This window comes from Nocardia sp. NPDC052254, assembly GCF_040679495.1.
Taxonomy (GTDB): domain Bacteria; phylum Actinomycetota; class Actinomycetes; order Mycobacteriales; family Mycobacteriaceae; genus Nocardia.
In genome coordinates this window covers 253512-269781 of the sequence record NZ_JBFAUW010000008.1, presented here as the reverse complement: position 1 = coordinate 269781, position 16270 = coordinate 253512, and the positions used below count along the sequence as shown (strand labels likewise).

The following is a 16270-nucleotide window of genomic DNA, read 5'->3' as shown; positions in this document are numbered from 1 at the left end:
GGTGGTGCACCGTGGGTGATTTCTTCGAACGGATAGTCGATGTCGAGGTCGAGCAGGACGAAGCCGGGCCGCTGGCACGCGATCTCGTCGACTGGCTCGTCGCCGAGGGCATCCTCACCCGTGAGCTCAGCGGTGATGGCGTCTACAGCATGCAGACCGATCAGGGATATCTCCCCGGGCCGAACTGGGCCACCGTCGTCGACGGGCCCGGCTGGGAACCGGGCCCGGTGGCAGTGATCGTCGGCCGATCCTCGCACTGCGCGGGCCAGGGTTTCGTCGAGGCGGAATACGCCGCATGCCCGCACTGCGATACCCGCGTGGTGATCTTCGGTCATCCGCAGCTGGAACCCGACGCCCAACTCTGGGCGCCCTTTTCACGCGCCATCGATGAATGGGAACGAACCGGGACCGCCACGGTGCACTGCGCGTCCTGCGATCGCGACGGCCCCTTGCGCGAATGGGAGTGGGACGACGGATTCGCGCTCGGCAGTCTGGCATTGGACTTCTGGGGCTGGGCGCCACTGCGCGACGATTTCGCCGAGCGGATCCAGCGGCGCCTCGGCCACCGGATCGCCCGGCACTCCGGAAAGTTCTGATACCGGCCGATCAGTGACTGGCGACCTTGCGGTACTGCAACAGCGCCAGGGGTGCCGCCACCGCCAGGATCACCACCGAGCACAGCAGCGCGTATTCGACACAATGGTCGGCCGGCCAGCCGTGCGGTGTGCCGAACGTCGGCGGTGAGTCGTTGACGAACAGTTTGCGCCCGGCCGCCGACACCGCTGTGATCGGATTCCACTCGGCCACCGTGCGCAGCGGCCCCGGCAGCGTCTCCGCGGAAACAAAGGCCGATGAGATGAAGGTCAGCGGGAACATCCAGATCAGGCCGGCGCTCTGGGCGACCTCGACATTCGGCGACACCAGTCCGGTCAGCGCGCCCACCCACGACATCGCGAAGGCGAAGAACAGCAGCAGGGCGAAGGCCAGCGCCGCATCGGCGATGGAACCGTTGATCCGCCAGCCCACCAGATATCCGCAGGCCACCATCACCGCCAGTGCGAGCACGTTGACCACGGTGTCGGACAGCGTGCGCCCCATCAGCACCGCCATCCGAGACATCGGCAACGTCCGCATCCGGTCGATGATGCCCTTCTGCAGATCGTTGGCCAGACCGACCGTGGTGAACGCGGCATTGAAGGCCACGGTCTGGGTGAAGATCCCGGCCAGCAAGAATTCCCGGTACTGGCCGCCGCCCATCGAGGCCCCGAAGATGTAGGCGAACAGGAAGACGAACATCAACGGCTGAATGGTCGCGGTGACCAGCAGGGTCGGCACCCGCAGAATGGTCACCAGGTTGCGGTAGGCGATGATGGCGCTGTCGCGGACGATCCGGACCGCGGCCGGGATCGTCTCCACACCGTGGCTCCGATCGCGCCGCACCGCGGCCCCCGCCTCCGCGCTCCGCTCCGGTGCTTCCGGATCGGCGACCGCAACCTCCGCGGTACTCACGACATGATCTCCTCTACTACTTCGTCGTTCTCGGATTCTTCGGCAGGTGCGGCGGGCGTGCCGGTGAGCGACAGGAACACGTCGTCCAGGCTGGGTCGATGGACCACCGCGTCCTGGACGCACACGCCGGCGTCGTCGAGGCGGCGCAGCGCCTCGACCATGGTCCGGGTGCCGTCGCCCACGACGATCGCCACGTCCTCCGACCCCGGTTCGTGAATCGGCTCGCCGAGCCCGATACCGGCCAGCACCTGCTGCGCGGGCCCGGGATCCTGGCCGGGTGCCAGGGTGATCGTCAGCCGATCTCCGCCGATGGAGGTTTTCAGCTCGTCCGCCGAGCCGCGCGCGATGACCTTGCCGCGGTCGATGACGGTGATCCGATCGGCCAGCTGATCGGCCTCCTCCAGATACTGCGTGGTGAGCAGGACCGTGGTCCCGTCGTCGACGAGATCGCCGATCACCCGCCACATGTCGAGGCGGCCGCGCGGGTCCAGTCCCGTGGTCGGTTCGTCGAGCACGACCACATCGGGGCGCGCCACCAGCGCACCCGCGAGATCCAGGCGCCGTGCCATGCCGCCGGAGTAGGTCCCCGCGCGCCGGCCCGCCGCGGCCTCGAGACCGAGTGCGGACAACAGTTCGGTGGCGCGGTCGGCTGCGCGTTTGCGGTTCATTCCGTACAGCCGTGCCACCATCCGCAGATTCTCGAAACCCGACAGGTTCGCGTCGACCGCGGCGTACTGCCCCGACAACCCGATCCGGGTCCGGGCACGTGCGGGATGGCGGACCACATCCACACCGGCCACCCGAATACTGCCCCCGGTCGGCTTGAGCAATGTCGTCACGATGCGGACCGTGGTCGTTTTCCCCGCGCCGTTGGGGCCGAGTAGCCCCATCACCGTTCCCGACGGGATCTCCAGATCGATTCCGTCCAGGACACGGACCCGGCCATAGTTCTTGACCAGCCCGGTGACCTCCACCGCCAGGCTCACAGTGTTTCCTCCGTTTCGTCGGCGCGGACCGCGCCGAGGGCTTCGCGCAGCACCGGGCCGACGACGGCCAGAGCCTCCGGCGTCGTCATGCCGGAATGGCGGCAGCGCAGTTTGCGGTCGTCGATCACGCCCGTCACGTACGGCTCCCAGGCCGCGGCGCACCGAGTGGAATCGGCGAGGTTGATCTCGTCGTCGGCGGCGGTGAAGAACAGTAGATCGCCGTCGAAGACGCGAGGCCGGAATCCGTTCGCGAGCACGGTGCCGTTCTCGTATCCGGTGTAGAGCCGTTGCAGATGGTCGACGGTCAGAGCCGCGAACGGCCCCGGCCGGTTGCGCAGGAGATCCGCGGCCTCGGTGAGGGTGAGGCCCGGGTCGACGCCGTTGTCGCCACCGAGCAGATCGCTGCCGAACTCGCCGATGATGTCGGCCACCGCGGGCATCGCCTCCTCGAGCCAGCGGTCGCCGAGCTGATAGCTGTCCATCATCGCCAGCACGGCCACCCGTTCACCGGCCTCCTGCAGCTGTACCGCGATCTCGTGCGCGATCAGGCCGCCCAGCGACCAGCCCAGAATGTGGTACGGACCCGAGGGCTGCACCGAACGCATGTGTGCCACATAGTCTTCGGCGGCCGCGCGGACGGTGTCGTGGTTCGCCGCACCGGTGATGTGCGGTGCCTGCAGGCCGTAGACCGGACGATCGCCGGGCAGATGAGCCAGCAGCCCCGCATAACACCACGACAACCCGATCGCGGGGTGGACGCAGAACAGTGGCGGCACCTGCGACCGGCCGACCGGCCGGATCGGCAGCAATGGCTGCATCGCGACCGCGAGGGTGTCGCCGGAGGCCGCATCGAGCTGCCGGGCGATCCCGGCCGGCGTCGATTCGGCGAACATCAGCTGAACCGGCATCTCGATCCCCGCCGCCCGCAACTGCGCGACCACCTTGGTCGCCAGCAGCGAATTGCCACCCAGATCGAAGAAACCGTCGTCCGCGCCGACGGTGTCGACCTCGAGCACATCGGCGAATGCCGCGCACACGGCCGACTCGGTGGGCCCGCTCGGCGCGCGATAGCTGTGCTCGGCGCCGAATACCGGTTCCGGCAGTGCCTTTCGATCCAGTTTGCCGACCGGCGTCATCGGCACCGTGTCGAGCAGCATGATCGCCTGCGGCACCATATAACTCGGTACCAGTTCGGCGAGGTGGCCACGCAGCTGCGCGGCCGTCGGCGCGGTGCCCGCGCGCGCCTTCACATAGGTGACCAGCGCGGTCGCGCCCGCCGCCGTGTGATGCCCGATCGTGGTGGCGAATTCGACCTCTGGGTGACGGCCCAGCGCGGTGTCGATCTCACCCAGTTCGATCCGGAAGCCGCGGATCTTGACCTGATGGTCGGTGCGGCCCACGTACTCGAGCTCCGAGCGGCCGCCACGATCCACCCACCGCACCAGGTCACCGGTGCGGTACATGCGCTGACCGGGCGCACCGAACGGATCGGCGACGAAGCGCTGCGCGCTCAGCCCCGGCCGGGCGTGATATCCGCGCGCCAGCGCCGGGCCGGACAGGTACAGCTCCCCCACCACCCCGGCGGGAGCCGGATGCAGCCGCCGGTCGAGTACCACCGCGCGCACACCGCGGATCGGCGCACCGATGACGATCGGCTGTTCCGGAGCGGTCGGAGCGGAGATGACGGTGACGATGGTCGTCTCGGTGGGGCCGTAGACGTTGTGCAGCCGGCGCCCGGGCGCCCACCTGGCCACCAGATCGGGTGGCAGCGCCTCGCCACCGACCAGGACATGGCGGAATTCGTCGAGCCCCGCGGGGTCGACGGTTCCCAGCGCCGCGGTCGTGATGAAGGCGTGGGTGACACGCTCCGCTCGCAGGACGCCCGCCAGATCCGCGCCGCCATACACCCCGGGCGGCGTGATGACCAGTGTCGCGGCCCCGCCCAGAGCAAGAAGCAGATCCAGCATGGCCGCGTCGAAGCTCGGGGTGGCGAAATGCAGCACGCGGCTGCCGGGCCGGACATCGAACTGCTCGGCGGTTTCGGCGGCGAAGTTCGACAGACCGCCATGGGTGACCACGACGCCCTTCGGCGTACCGGTCGATCCTGAGGTGTAGATGATGTAGGCCGGATTGTCGATCCGCGGCCTCCCCCGGCGCTCGGCCGGGCGCAGCGGCGCGTCCGAGGTGTGCTGGACCTGCGCCCGTACCCCCGGTGCGTCCAGGACCGTCCACTGCGCGTCGCCCGGCATCCGGTCGCGGTAGTCCGACAGCGTGATACCCACGGTCGCACCGGAATCTGTGAGCATGTGGGCGATGCGATGCTCGGGATAGTTCGGGTCGACCGGCACGAACGCGGCGCCCGCCTTCGCCACCGCCAGGGTGACCGCGACCGATTCCATCGACCGCGGAATTCCCAGTGCCACCAGAGTTTCCGGCCCCGCGCCGAGACCGATCAGGACGCGGGCCAGCCGGTTGGTCCACCGATCGAGGCTGTCGTAGGTGATTCGGGTGCCGCCACTGCACAACGCGACCCCGTCGGGATCGGCCGCGACGGCGGCGGCGAACACCTCCGCCAGGCCGCGTGGCTGCCCCGCGACCGCACCGTGCACCGGCGCCAGCGCCGACCTCTCGGCGGAATCGAGCAGATCCAGATCACCTACGGGCAGTGCGGGATTCGCGGCCGCGGCACCCAGCAATCGGGTGAATCGCGCACCCAGGCGGGCCGCGCCGGCCTCGGTGAACAGATCCCGCGCGAAGTTCACCGACACCGTGATACCCGCTGGTTCCCGTTGCGCGGTCCACGATTCGGTGAGGGTGAACTGCAGATCGAACTTCGCGATACCGGGATCGGCGTCGAGCGCGTCGACGCGCAGCCCGGGCAGTTCCAGCGTCCGCACCGGCTGATTGCGCACCGACAGCATCACCTGGAACATCGGGTGATGCGACTGTGAGCGGGCCGGATTGAGCACCTCGACCAGCCGTTCGAAGGGCACATCGGCATGGGCGAAAGCCTCCAGGTCGGCATCGCGCACCGCGCTCAGGAGATCGGCGAACGACTGCGCACCGGCCACCGGCGTCCGCAGTACCAGGGTGCCGACGAACATCCCGACCAGCCCGTCGAGTGCCTGGTGACCGCGCCCGGCGATCGGCGTGCCGACGGTGATGTCCTCCTCGGCGCTGATCCGGTGCAGCAGGGTCGCGAGCGCGGCGTGCAGCACCATGAACATGGTGACGCCGTGCCGTGCGGCCACGGCCTGCAGCCGGCGGTGGGTATCGGCGTCCAGGACGCAGTCCGCTGTACCGCCGCGGTAGCTCGGTACCGGCGGACGCGGCCGATCGGTCGGCAGCGCCAGCAGTTCCGGGATGCCGTCGAGCGCGCCGCGCCAGTAGTCGAGCTGGCGGCTGATCGGCGCGTCCGGCTCGTCCTCGGCACCGAGGGTGTCCCGCAGCCACAGGGTGTAGTCGGCGTACTGGACCGGAAGTTCTTCCCAGTCCGGTGCCACCGCGGCCGCACACGACCGGTATGCGCGGGTGATGTCGAGGGCCAGCGGCTCGAGCGACCAGCCGTCCATGGCGATGTGGTGCACGACCAGCACCAGCACGTGATCCTCGGCCCCCAGGCGCAGAAGTTGCGCCCGCAGGGGTGGCGTGACCGCCAGATCGAATCCGGCGGCCGCGAAACTGCGCACCACACCGCCGATCTCGGCCTCGTCCAGTTCGACGACCGGCATCGAGATCGCGGCCTCACCGGGCGCCAGGACCCGCTGGAACGGCTCGCCGTCGATTTCCGGGAAGACCGTGCGCAGCGTCTCGTGCCGGCGTTGCACGGCGTGCAGCGCCGAGCGCAACGCGGGCACCTGCAGGGTGCCCCGCAGGCGCAGCGCGACCGGAACGTTGTAGACGCCCGACACATCGGTGGCGGCGGTGGCGTTGAACCGGTTGAGGAACCACAGTCGCCGCTGGGCCGCCGACAGCGGCACACGCGGCGGCCGTTCCCGGCGTTCCAGTACCGGGCCGTCGTCGCGGCCCTCGCTCCCGTCCAGTACCGCGGCCAGCTCGGCGACGGTGGGTGCGGCGAAGACTGTGCGAACCTGGAGCCGCACCCCGGTGGCGGCGGTCAGGCGGGCCACCAATTGGGTTGCCAGCAGGGAGTTTCCGCCGATATCGAAGAAATTGTCGTCCGCGCCGACGGTGTCCGCGCCGATCAGCTCCGCCATCACCTGCGCCACCAGCCGCTCGCCGTCGGTGCTCGGCTCACGGGCCGCGACAACGATCTGCCGGGGCTCCGGCAACGCGGCGCGGTCGAGTTTGCCGACCGGTGTGAGCGGGATCCGGTCGAGCACCGTCACACTGCTGGGCACCATGTGGGCCGGCAGATGCTCGGCCACATGCGCACGCAGCGCGTCGACGTCGATCACCGCGCCCGCGTCGGCCGCCTGCACATAGGACACGATCCGCGCGGTACCGGCGATATCGCGAACCTCGGTGTGCGCGAAGCGCAGTGCCGGATGAGCACCGAGCACCTCGGTGATCTCGCCGAGCTCGATGCGGAATCCCCGCACCTTGACCTGATGATCGCTGCGCCCCAGATAGACCAGTTCGCCGTCCGCACGCCAGCGCACCACATCGCCGGTGCGGTACATCCGCGCGCCCGCCGGACCGAAGGGGTCGGCGGCGAAGCGAGCGGCGCTGAGCCCGGGCCGGTCGAAGTAACCGCGGGCGACGGGCTGGCCACCCAGATACAGCTCGCCCGGCACGCCCACCGGGACGGGCCGCAGCCGCTCGTCGAGAACCAGTGCGCGCGCCCCGCGCACCAGCGAGCCGATGGCCACCTGGCTGCCCGCCTCGATCGGGCCCGCGATCGTGATGACGATCGTGGTCTCGGTGGGTCCGTAGCCGTTGAACAGCGCCCGGCCGGGAGCCCACCGCTCGACCAGATCGGCACTGAGCGCCTCACCGCCGGTCATGATCGCGCGCAGATGCGGCAACGGCCAGCGCCGGTGGTCGACGGTGGCCAGTGCGGCCGGTGTCATGAAGGTGTGGGTGATCCGCTCGCGATCCATCAGGGCGCCGAGTTCGTCACCACCGTAGATGTCGGGCGGGCAGATGACCATGGTCGCGCCCGAGCCGATCGCCAGCAGCAGATCCAGCACGGCCGCGTCGAAACTCGGGCTCGCGAAGTGCAGGGTGCGCGCGTCACGGTCGACGCGCATCCGATCCCGGATCTCGTCGGCGAAATTCGACAGACCGCCGTGGGTGACGGCCACACCCTTGGGTTTACCGGTCGAACCGGAGGTGTAGATCAGATACGCCAGATCGGCGGTCCACACCGTCCGCTGCCGTTCGGCATCGGTGATGGTGCGGGCGTCGCGGGTGGCGAGTTCGGCATGGACCGCGGCGTCATCGAGCAGCAACCACTCGATGTCCGCCGCGTCGCCGTGCGTCTCGGACTCGGCGGTGGCGGCGCGCAGCCGCTCGCGATGCGCGGTCACCGAGACACCGAGCGCGCAGCCGGAATCGGTGAGCATGTGCCGGACCCGATCGGCCGGATAGTTGGGGTCGATCGGGACGAACGCCGCCCCGGATTTCGCCACCGCGAGTGTGGCGGCCACCGATTCCACCGACCTGGTCAGCCCGAGCGCCACCCGGTCACCGCTGCCGACGCCGCGCGCGATCAGACTGCGGGCGATGCGGTTCGAGTAGCGATCCAGTTCCGCATAGGTGAGCTCCTGGGTGCCGCTGCGGACCGCGATGTTGTGCGGATGCAGATGGGCCGTGGCGGTGAAGTAGTTCGCCAGGCTGCACTGCGGGGTGGCGGCCGGGCCACGCCGCGGTGTGAACAGTTCGCGCTCGACATCGGTGCGGGCGTCGATGTCGCGCACCAGGATCCGCGGATCGGCGGTGACCGCGTCCAGCACGCTCAGCAGCCGCTCGGCCAGGACGCCGACGGTGTCCTCGTCGAACAGTTCCGCGGCGTAGACCAGGTCGAAGGTCTGCGCGTCGGCGGGGACCCGCAGTTCCAGATCGAATTTCGCCACGGCGATGTCGAGTTCCTCGGCGCGCAGCCGCAGTCCGGGAAGTTCCAGGGCGGGCGGAACCGTGTCGGCCATCGTGAGCGCGACCTGCAGCAGCGGCCGCAGCCCGCCGTTGTCGCGGGCGACCTCCTCGACGACGCGTTCGAAGGGCAGCTCGGCGTGGCCCATGGCCGACAGCTCACCATCGCGGTCGGCACGCAGTTGTTCGGCGAAGGCCCGGTCCGGGTCGACGTCGGAGCGCAGCATCAGCGTGTTGACGAACATGCCGACCAGATTGTCGAGCCGGGTGTCGGTCCGGCCCGCGACCGGGGTGCCGATGACGATGTCGCGGCCACCGGTGATGCTGCGCAGCAGTACCGCCAGAACCGAGCGCAGCACCATGAACCGGCTCATACCGTGCGCACGAGCCAATTCGTCGAGCCCGTCGCGCAGTGCGCCGGGTACCTCGATGCGGACCCTGCCGGCCCGCTGCGTCGGCTCCGCCGGACGCGGCCGGTCGTAGGGCAGCGGCAGTTCCTCGGGCAGACCGGTCAGTGTTTCGCGCCAGAAGCGCAACTGTCTCGCGGCCACACCCTCCGGATCCGATTCCTCGCCCAGGCATTCCCGTTGCCAGAGACTGAAATCCGCATACTGCACGGGCAGCGGGGCCCAGGCCGGCCTGCCACCGCCGTGCCGGGCGCTGTAGGCCAGGACGAGGTCGGTGGTGAGCGGAGCCATCGACCAGCCGTCGGCGGCGATGTGATGCACCACGATGCCGAGCTGGAAGCTGCGAGGTCCGGTGCGCAGCACCATGATTCGCAGCGGTACCTCCCGGGTCAGATCGAATCCGCGCTGCGCCAGATTCCGCAGCGCCAGCTCGGCGCCGGACTCGTCGGTCACCACCGGCTCCAGCGCCGGCAGGCCGCGCTGGGCGGCCAGCACCAGCTGGAACGGGCCGTCGTGGTCCTCGGGGAAGATGGTGCGCAGCACCTCGTGCCGCTCGGTCAGATCACCGAGTGCCCCGCCCAGCGCGGCCAGATCCGGATCGCCCTCGATGTGCAGGGCGAAGGCGATGTTGTAGGCACTGGACTCGGGCGCGTAGCGGTTGAGGAACCAGATCCGCTGCTGCGGCAGCGACAGCGGAATCCGTTCGGGGCGCGGCGAATACGGTGCCAGCGCCACCCGCTGAGTGCTCGGCGCGGCGGCCAGATTCGCGGCGACACCCGCGACGGTGGGTGTTTCGAAGATGGTCCGGACGGCCAGTTCCACACCGAATTCGGCGTGCAGCGCCGCGGTCAGGCGAGTCGCCAGCAACGAGTTGCCACCGGCGTCGAAGAAGCTGTCCTCGGCACCGGGGACGGCATGGCCGAGCACGGCCGCGAAGACCTCCGCGACCTGCTTCTCCAGTTCGGATTCCGGCGCTCGCGTTGGGCCACCGCTGGTGAACACCGGCGCGGGCAACGCCTTACGGTCGACCTTTCCGGCCGGCGTGACCGGCACCCGGTCGAGCACCGTGATCGCGGCGGGCACCATGTAGGCGGGCAGCCGGCGGCGCGCGGTCTCCAGGATCTCGGCCGCGTCCACCCGGCCGTCGGCGGCGACATAGGACGCCAATCGGACGGCACCGTGCTCGCCGGTGTGCACGATGGTCAGCGCGAACCGGATTCCCGGATGAGCGCGCAGTGCGTGGTCGACCTCCCGCAGTTCGATCCGGAAACCGCGAATCTTCACCTGGTCATCGGCCCGGCCGAGGAAGCGCAATATGCCCGAGGCGTCGGTCATCACGAGATCGCCGGTGCGGTACATCCGTTCACCGCGGCGACCGTGTGGATTGGCCGGAAAGCGCAGGGCCGTGAGCCCTTGGCGGCCGAGGTAGCCGCGGGCCACACCGGGACCGGACAGATACAACTCGCCCGCGACGCCCGGCGGTACCGGATGCAGTCGCTGATCGAGAATGAACAATCGCATCCCCCGCACCGGCTTGCCGATCGGCACCGGGCGGCCGGCGACCATCGGTTCGGTGGCGGTCGCCGCGACCGTGGCCTCCGACGGGCCGTACATGTTGTGCATCCGGTGTGCCGCGGTCCAGGTGCGGACCAGGTCCTCGGGGCAGGCGTCGCCACCGACGATGACCGCCTCCAGATCGTCGAGGCCGTCCGGGGAGACGGTGGCCAGCGCGGCGGGCGTGATGAACGCGTGCGTGATCCGCTCGGTGCGCAGCAGCGTGGCCAGTTCGGCGCCACCGTAGAGTCCGGCCGGCGCGACCACGATCGTGGCGCCGGCGGCGAAACCGAGCAGCAGTTCGAGCACCGAGGCGTCGAACGACGGTGACGAGAAGTGCAGGGTCCGTGCCGAATCCCCGACGCGGAACAGGTGCATCTGCTCGTGTGCCAGCGAAGCGATACCACCGTGGGTGACCACGACGGCCTTGGGCCTGCCGGTCGATCCGGAGGTGTAGATCAGATAGGCGGGGTGCGAGATCCGCAGCGGCAGATGCCGATCCGCGTCGGTGACCGGTGCGGGCGAGACCCGGGCCAGTGCCTGGCTCAGTGCCGTCGAGTCCACCAGCAACCAGTCCGCGCCCTGTTTGCGGTGCCGGCCGCGGTGCAGCGGCCGGTTCGGCAGCGCGGGACGGCTGCGGGCATCGGTGAGCCCGAGCATCGCGCCGGAATCGGTGAGCATGTGCTCGATACGGTCGGCCGGGTAATCGGGATCTATCGGGACGTAGGCCGCGCCGGTCTTGGCGACCGCCCAGATCGCGGTGATCGAGGCCGGGCCACGGGGCAGTGCGATCGCGACGACGACCTCCGGTCCGGCGCCGTGTTCGATCAGGACCCTGGCCAGCCGGTTGGCGGCCTCGTCGATCTCACGGTAGGTCATGTCGTAGCCCCGGTACCGGATCGCGACCGCATCCGGCAGCCGCTCGGCGGTTTCGCCGAGCAGCCGGGCCAGGCTCAGCGGCGGCACGCCCGGCGCACCGGTGATCGGCACCAGATTGCCGATCTCACGCGCATCGAGGACCGGCAGATCGCCGACCGGTGTCCCCGGCGAATCGACGGCGGCGGCGAGCACCTGCCCGAACCGGCGAGCGATACCCTGCACCGTTGCGTGATCGAAAACATCGGCGGCATAGCCGAATTCGGCGGTGAGCGGGCCGTCGACGGCATCACCGGTGTCACTGTCGTGCACGATGAGCTGCAGATCGAATTTCGCGACACCCACATCCATCGGCAGAATCCGCGCGCTCAGGCCCGCCAGTTCCACCTGCAGTTCGGCAGAGTCCTCGTAGGACAGCATCACCTGGAACAGCGGATGGCGACCGGCGTCCCGGGACGGATTGACGACCTCGACCAGCCGCTCGAACGGGACGTCGGAATTGGCGAAGGCGTCGAGGTCGGTTTCGCGGACCCGGTCGAGGATGAGGTCGAATCCGGCGGCCGGATCGACCTCGGTGCGCAGCACCAGGGTGTTGACGAACATGCCGACCAGATCATCGAGTGCGGGATCGGAGCGGCCGGCGATCGGGGTGCCGATGGCGATGTCGCGCGTGTTGCACAGCCGGGCGAGCAGACTCGCCAGCGCGGCGTGCAGGATCATGAAGGTGCTCACCCCGCGCTCGGCGGCCAGGTCGACCACGGCACGACGGGTTACCGCCGGAATGGTGAATTCGACTCGCCCCCCGGTAGTTTCGCGCTGGCGCTGCCGCGGCCGGTCCAGCGGCAGATCCAGTTGATCGGGAAGTTCGGTGAGTGCGGTGCGCCAGTAGGCCAATTGCCGCGACAGCGCGCTGGTCGGGTCGGTTTCGTCGCCGAGCAGTTCGCGTTGCCACAGGGCGAAGTCGGCGTACTGCACCGGCAGCGGAGTCCACTGCGGCGTCTGCCCGGCGGTGCGCGCGGCCACCGCGCTCATCAGGTCGCGAGCCAGCGGCGCCACCGACCAGCCGTCACCGCAGATGTGGTGCAGCACCACCAGGAATATGTGCCGGTCCGGCTCGGTGCCGTACAGCGCCACCCGGATCGGGGCCTGGCTGCGCAGATCGAATCCGTATCCGGCGTATTCGGCGGCCAGTGCCAGCGCGTCGGCGCCGGTCGCGTCGATCGGCTCCAGTTCGAGCGGGATCTCGGCGGCCGGATGGATGACCTGGACCGGCCCGGTGGGCGAATCGGGAAATGTGGTGCGCAGACTCTCGTGGCGTTCGAGCACGTCGAGCAGTGCGGCGCGCAGTACCTCGACCTCGAGGTGACCGGTGAGCTCGACCGCCAGCGGCATGTTGTACGCGCCGGCGTGCTCGGCGAACCGGTTCAGGATCCACAGCCGCTGCTGGGCCAGTGACAACGGGAGTCGTTGCGGCCGTCGCCCGGCCACCAGCGTCGGGGAGGACCGGTCGACGTTGCGGTCACCGACCCGGCCCGCGAGCACCGCGACGGTGGGTGATTCGAACATGTCCCGGATGGTCAGTCCGGTACCGAAGGCGGCATTGATCCGGGCGACCGCGCGCGCGGCCGACAGCGAATTGCCGCCCAGGTCGAAGAAGTTGTCCTCCACGCCGACCGTGTCACAACCGAGGACCTCGACGACGATGTCGGCCAGGCGGCGTTCGGCGGGGGTGCGCGGTTCGACGACCCCGGTGCCGGCGCGGCGGGCAGGCAGTTCGGGGGCCGGCAACAGCTTGCGATCGATCTTGCCGTTGGCGCTGAGCGGCAGCTCGTCCAGGACGACGATCACCGCCGGCACCATGTACGCGGGCAGCGCCCCGCGCAGTCCCTCGGCCACGCCCGCGGCGTCCACGTCGTGTCCCGGCGCGGCCACGACGTAGCCCACCAGTTCGTCACCGGCCGCAGTGGTGTGGGCGACGCACACCGCGCGGGCGATCCGCTCATCGGCCAGCATCGCGGCTTCGACCTCGCCGAGTTCGATCCGCTGACCGCGGATCTTCACCTGAAAGTCGCTGCGCCCCAAGTATTCCAGCGCGGGCGGCAGTTCCGAGGTGGCACTCGCGGGCGGGATCGGGTCCATCCGCCACCGGACCAGGTCCCCGGTGCGGTACATCCGGGTGCCCGGCGTGAACGGATTGGCGACGAACCGATCAGCGGTCAGCGCGGTCCGGCTCAGATAGCCCCGGGCCAGCTGGACACCGGCCAGATACAGCTCACCGACCGCACCCGGCGGCACCGGCCGCAACATCTCGTCCAGGACGTAGACCTGGGTGTTCCAGACGGGCGCGCCGATCGGGACGACATCGTTGTCCGGCGCGCACGACCAATGGGTGACGTCGACCGCGGCCTCGGTGGGGCCGTACAGGTTGTGCAGGCGCGGCCCGGCGGGCAGGACGGCGTGGAAGTCACGGACGGTCGCCGCGGGCAATGCCTCGCCACTGCAGAACACTCGCCGCAGCCCACCGCAGCCGCGCACATCGGTGTCGGTGACGAACACCGACAGCATCGAGGGCACGAAATGGGCCGTGGTGATGCCGCGGTCGGCGATGATCCGGGCCAGATAGGCCGGATCACGATGGCCGTCGGGGGCGGCGATCACCAGCCGGGCGCCGATCTGCAACGGCCAGAAGAATTCCCACACCGACACGTCGAAGGTGGCCGGGGTCTTCTGCAGCACGGCATCGCTGCCGTCGAGCGGATACCGGTGTTGCATCCAGGTCAGCCGGTTCCCGATCGCGGCGTGGGAGATACCGACGCCCTTGGGTTTACCGGTCGATCCGGACGTGAACAGGACATACGCCAGGTGCTCGCCGCGCAGCGGGGCGCGGCGGTCGGCATCGGTGATCGGCGCGTCGGCGGCCGGATCGGGGCTGTCGAAGTCGATGTCGGCGAGATCGAGGACCTGCACTCCGGCCGGCAGCGCGGCCCGGTCGCGGCCGGTGGCGAGCACGCACAGCGGAGCCGCCTGGTCGAGAATGTGCGTGGTGCGTTCGGCCGGATGATCGGGATCGATCGGCAGATAGGCCGCGCCCGCGCGCACGATCGCGTACATCCCGACGACCAGGTCCAGGCTGCGCCGCAGCGCCAGCCCGACCACCGTGTCGGGTCCCGCGCCGCGGTCGATCAGGATGCGGGCCAGGCGATCCGCGCGCTGCCGCAGCTGCGCATAGGTGAGGGTGGTGCCCTCGAATTCGAGTGCGATCGCGTCGGGGGTGGCCCGCGCCTGCGCGCCGAACAGATCGGCGAGCGTTCCCGGGCGCACGGGTGCCGCGGTCGCGTTCCAGGTCCGCAGGACCTGCTCGCGTTCCTCGTCGGTGAGCGCCGTGACGCCGGTGATCGGCGCCGCGGGGTCGGCGGTGAGGAAGCGGGTGAGGTAGTCGAGGAAGCGCCGGTGGTGACGGGCGAGTTCGGTCCCGCCGTAGAGGCGGGGGTTGGCCTCGAAATCGATGTGGATGCGCCCGCCCGCACCGTTGTACAGATTGATCGACAGATCTTCGACCGGTCCGGTGGACAGCACGTTCAGCGATCCGACCAGGCTGCCGAAGTTCAATTCGCTGTGGAACAGCATGATGTTGACCATCGGCCCGAAGAATCCGCGGGCATCGCGGGAGTATCCGCAATCGCGCCGGATGTCGTCGTGCCGGTAACGCTGGTGCCGCAGTGCACCGGTGATCTGCAGTTCGGTGGCTTTGACGACGTCGGCGACGGTGGTCGTGGCATCGAAGTGCACCCGGATCGGCACCACATTCGACACCACTCCGGCCGAACGGCGCAGGGCGACCGTGGTGCGTGCGGACATCGGCAGGCTCAGCACCACATCGCGCGTACCGGTGGCCGCGCGGACGTACCCCGCCAGCGCCGCCACGAACAGCGCCGAATTCTGTGATCCGAAGACCTGTGCGGCCGTGGCCAATTCGGACTCGACATCGGCGCCGAGGGTGGCCGCGGCGATGCGGCGCCCCGCGTCCGGGGCCGGGGCGACGATTCCGGTCGACGACAGTGTCAGCGTGGCGCCGACACCGTCGAGTTGTTCGCGCCAGTACTCCTGATCGGAGCGGAACCGGCTCGATTCGCGGTATTGCGTTTCACCGGCGTAGATCTCGGCCAGGGTGGCCGCACGCGAGACGACCGGCTCGGTCTGGTTCTCCAGCGCGGTGTAGATCTCGGCGGTACGGGTGAGCGCGTTCATGGCGCCATAGCCGTCGATGACGATGTGATGACCACGGCAGTACCAGATGTAGTCGTGATCTCCGGTACGCAGGACCGCGTTGATGGTCAGCGGATCACGTTCCAGATCGATCGGGCTGCTGGCGTGATCGTTCATCCAGCGCAGCGCGGCCGCGTGCGGATCGTCCTCCTGCCGCAGATCGATCCGCGCCCAGCCCGGTCGCTGTGCGGCGTCGACGACCTGATGTGGCACACCGTCGATCTCGACCAGCCGCAGCTGACCCACCTGCGCCTCGGCGCCGAAACGTTCGATCGCGTAGAGCAATCGCCCGACATCGAGATCACCGTGGATCTCGACATACTGCGCGATCGTCAGTGGCACCTCAGGCTGAATCCGCTGCGCGTACCACAGGGCAGTCTGCGCCGGTGACAGAGCGAAGGGTTGTGCTGAATATTCGCCGGAAGCACATTGGTCGACACGATCGGTGGCCAATGAACTCATCAATCACTCCGTTTCTGCCGCTGTTGACGCAACTCCCCGGTCCCCGTCCGCGGCAGAAAAGCGCGCGCCAACGGTAGGACGTGATCCACGCCCTATGATTCGGAGCATCTGTGCGGCCGGACTGGTAACGATGTCGTGATGTTCGGCCTCGAACAC

General features: G+C 69.4%; 4 protein-coding genes. 1 reads left to right on the top strand and 3 read right to left on the bottom strand.

Features of this window, described 5'->3' with window-relative positions:
* Nucleotides 1-11: 11 nt before the first annotated feature.
* Nucleotides 12-596: a hypothetical protein gene (locus AB0L57_RS21575; protein WP_364964858.1), complete on the top strand. Its 585-nt coding sequence runs from the start codon at nucleotides 12-14 to the stop codon at nucleotides 594-596.
* Nucleotides 597-606: 10 nt separating this feature from the next.
* Here the strand turns inward: AB0L57_RS21575 and AB0L57_RS21570 are convergent, their stop codons facing one another.
* From AB0L57_RS21570 to AB0L57_RS21560, 3 genes are all read right to left on the bottom strand, one after another.
* A complete protein-coding gene (locus tag AB0L57_RS21570; protein ID WP_364965084.1) occupies nucleotides 607-1389 on the bottom strand; it encodes an ABC transporter permease in 783 nt (260 codons plus the stop codon).
* A gap of 116 nt (nucleotides 1390-1505) precedes the next feature.
* A complete protein-coding gene (locus tag AB0L57_RS21565; RefSeq protein ID WP_364964856.1) occupies nucleotides 1506-2495 on the bottom strand; it encodes an ATP-binding cassette domain-containing protein in 990 nt (329 codons plus the stop codon).
* Nucleotides 2492-16114 carry an amino acid adenylation domain-containing protein gene (locus AB0L57_RS21560; protein WP_364964853.1) on the bottom strand — a complete coding sequence of 4541 codons (13623 nt, stop codon included), beginning with the start codon at nucleotides 16112-16114 and terminating at the stop codon, nucleotides 2492-2494. Before AB0L57_RS21560 ends, AB0L57_RS21565 begins: the two co-directional genes overlap by 4 nt.
* Between the last annotated feature and the right edge of the window lie 156 nt (nucleotides 16115-16270).

Bases quoted from the DNA above. Each gene is read 5' to 3' on its own strand.
- AB0L57_RS21560 (WP_364964853.1), bottom strand. From the start codon at position 16,114: ATGAGTTCATTGGCCACCGATCGTGTCGACCAATGTGCTTCCGGCGAA.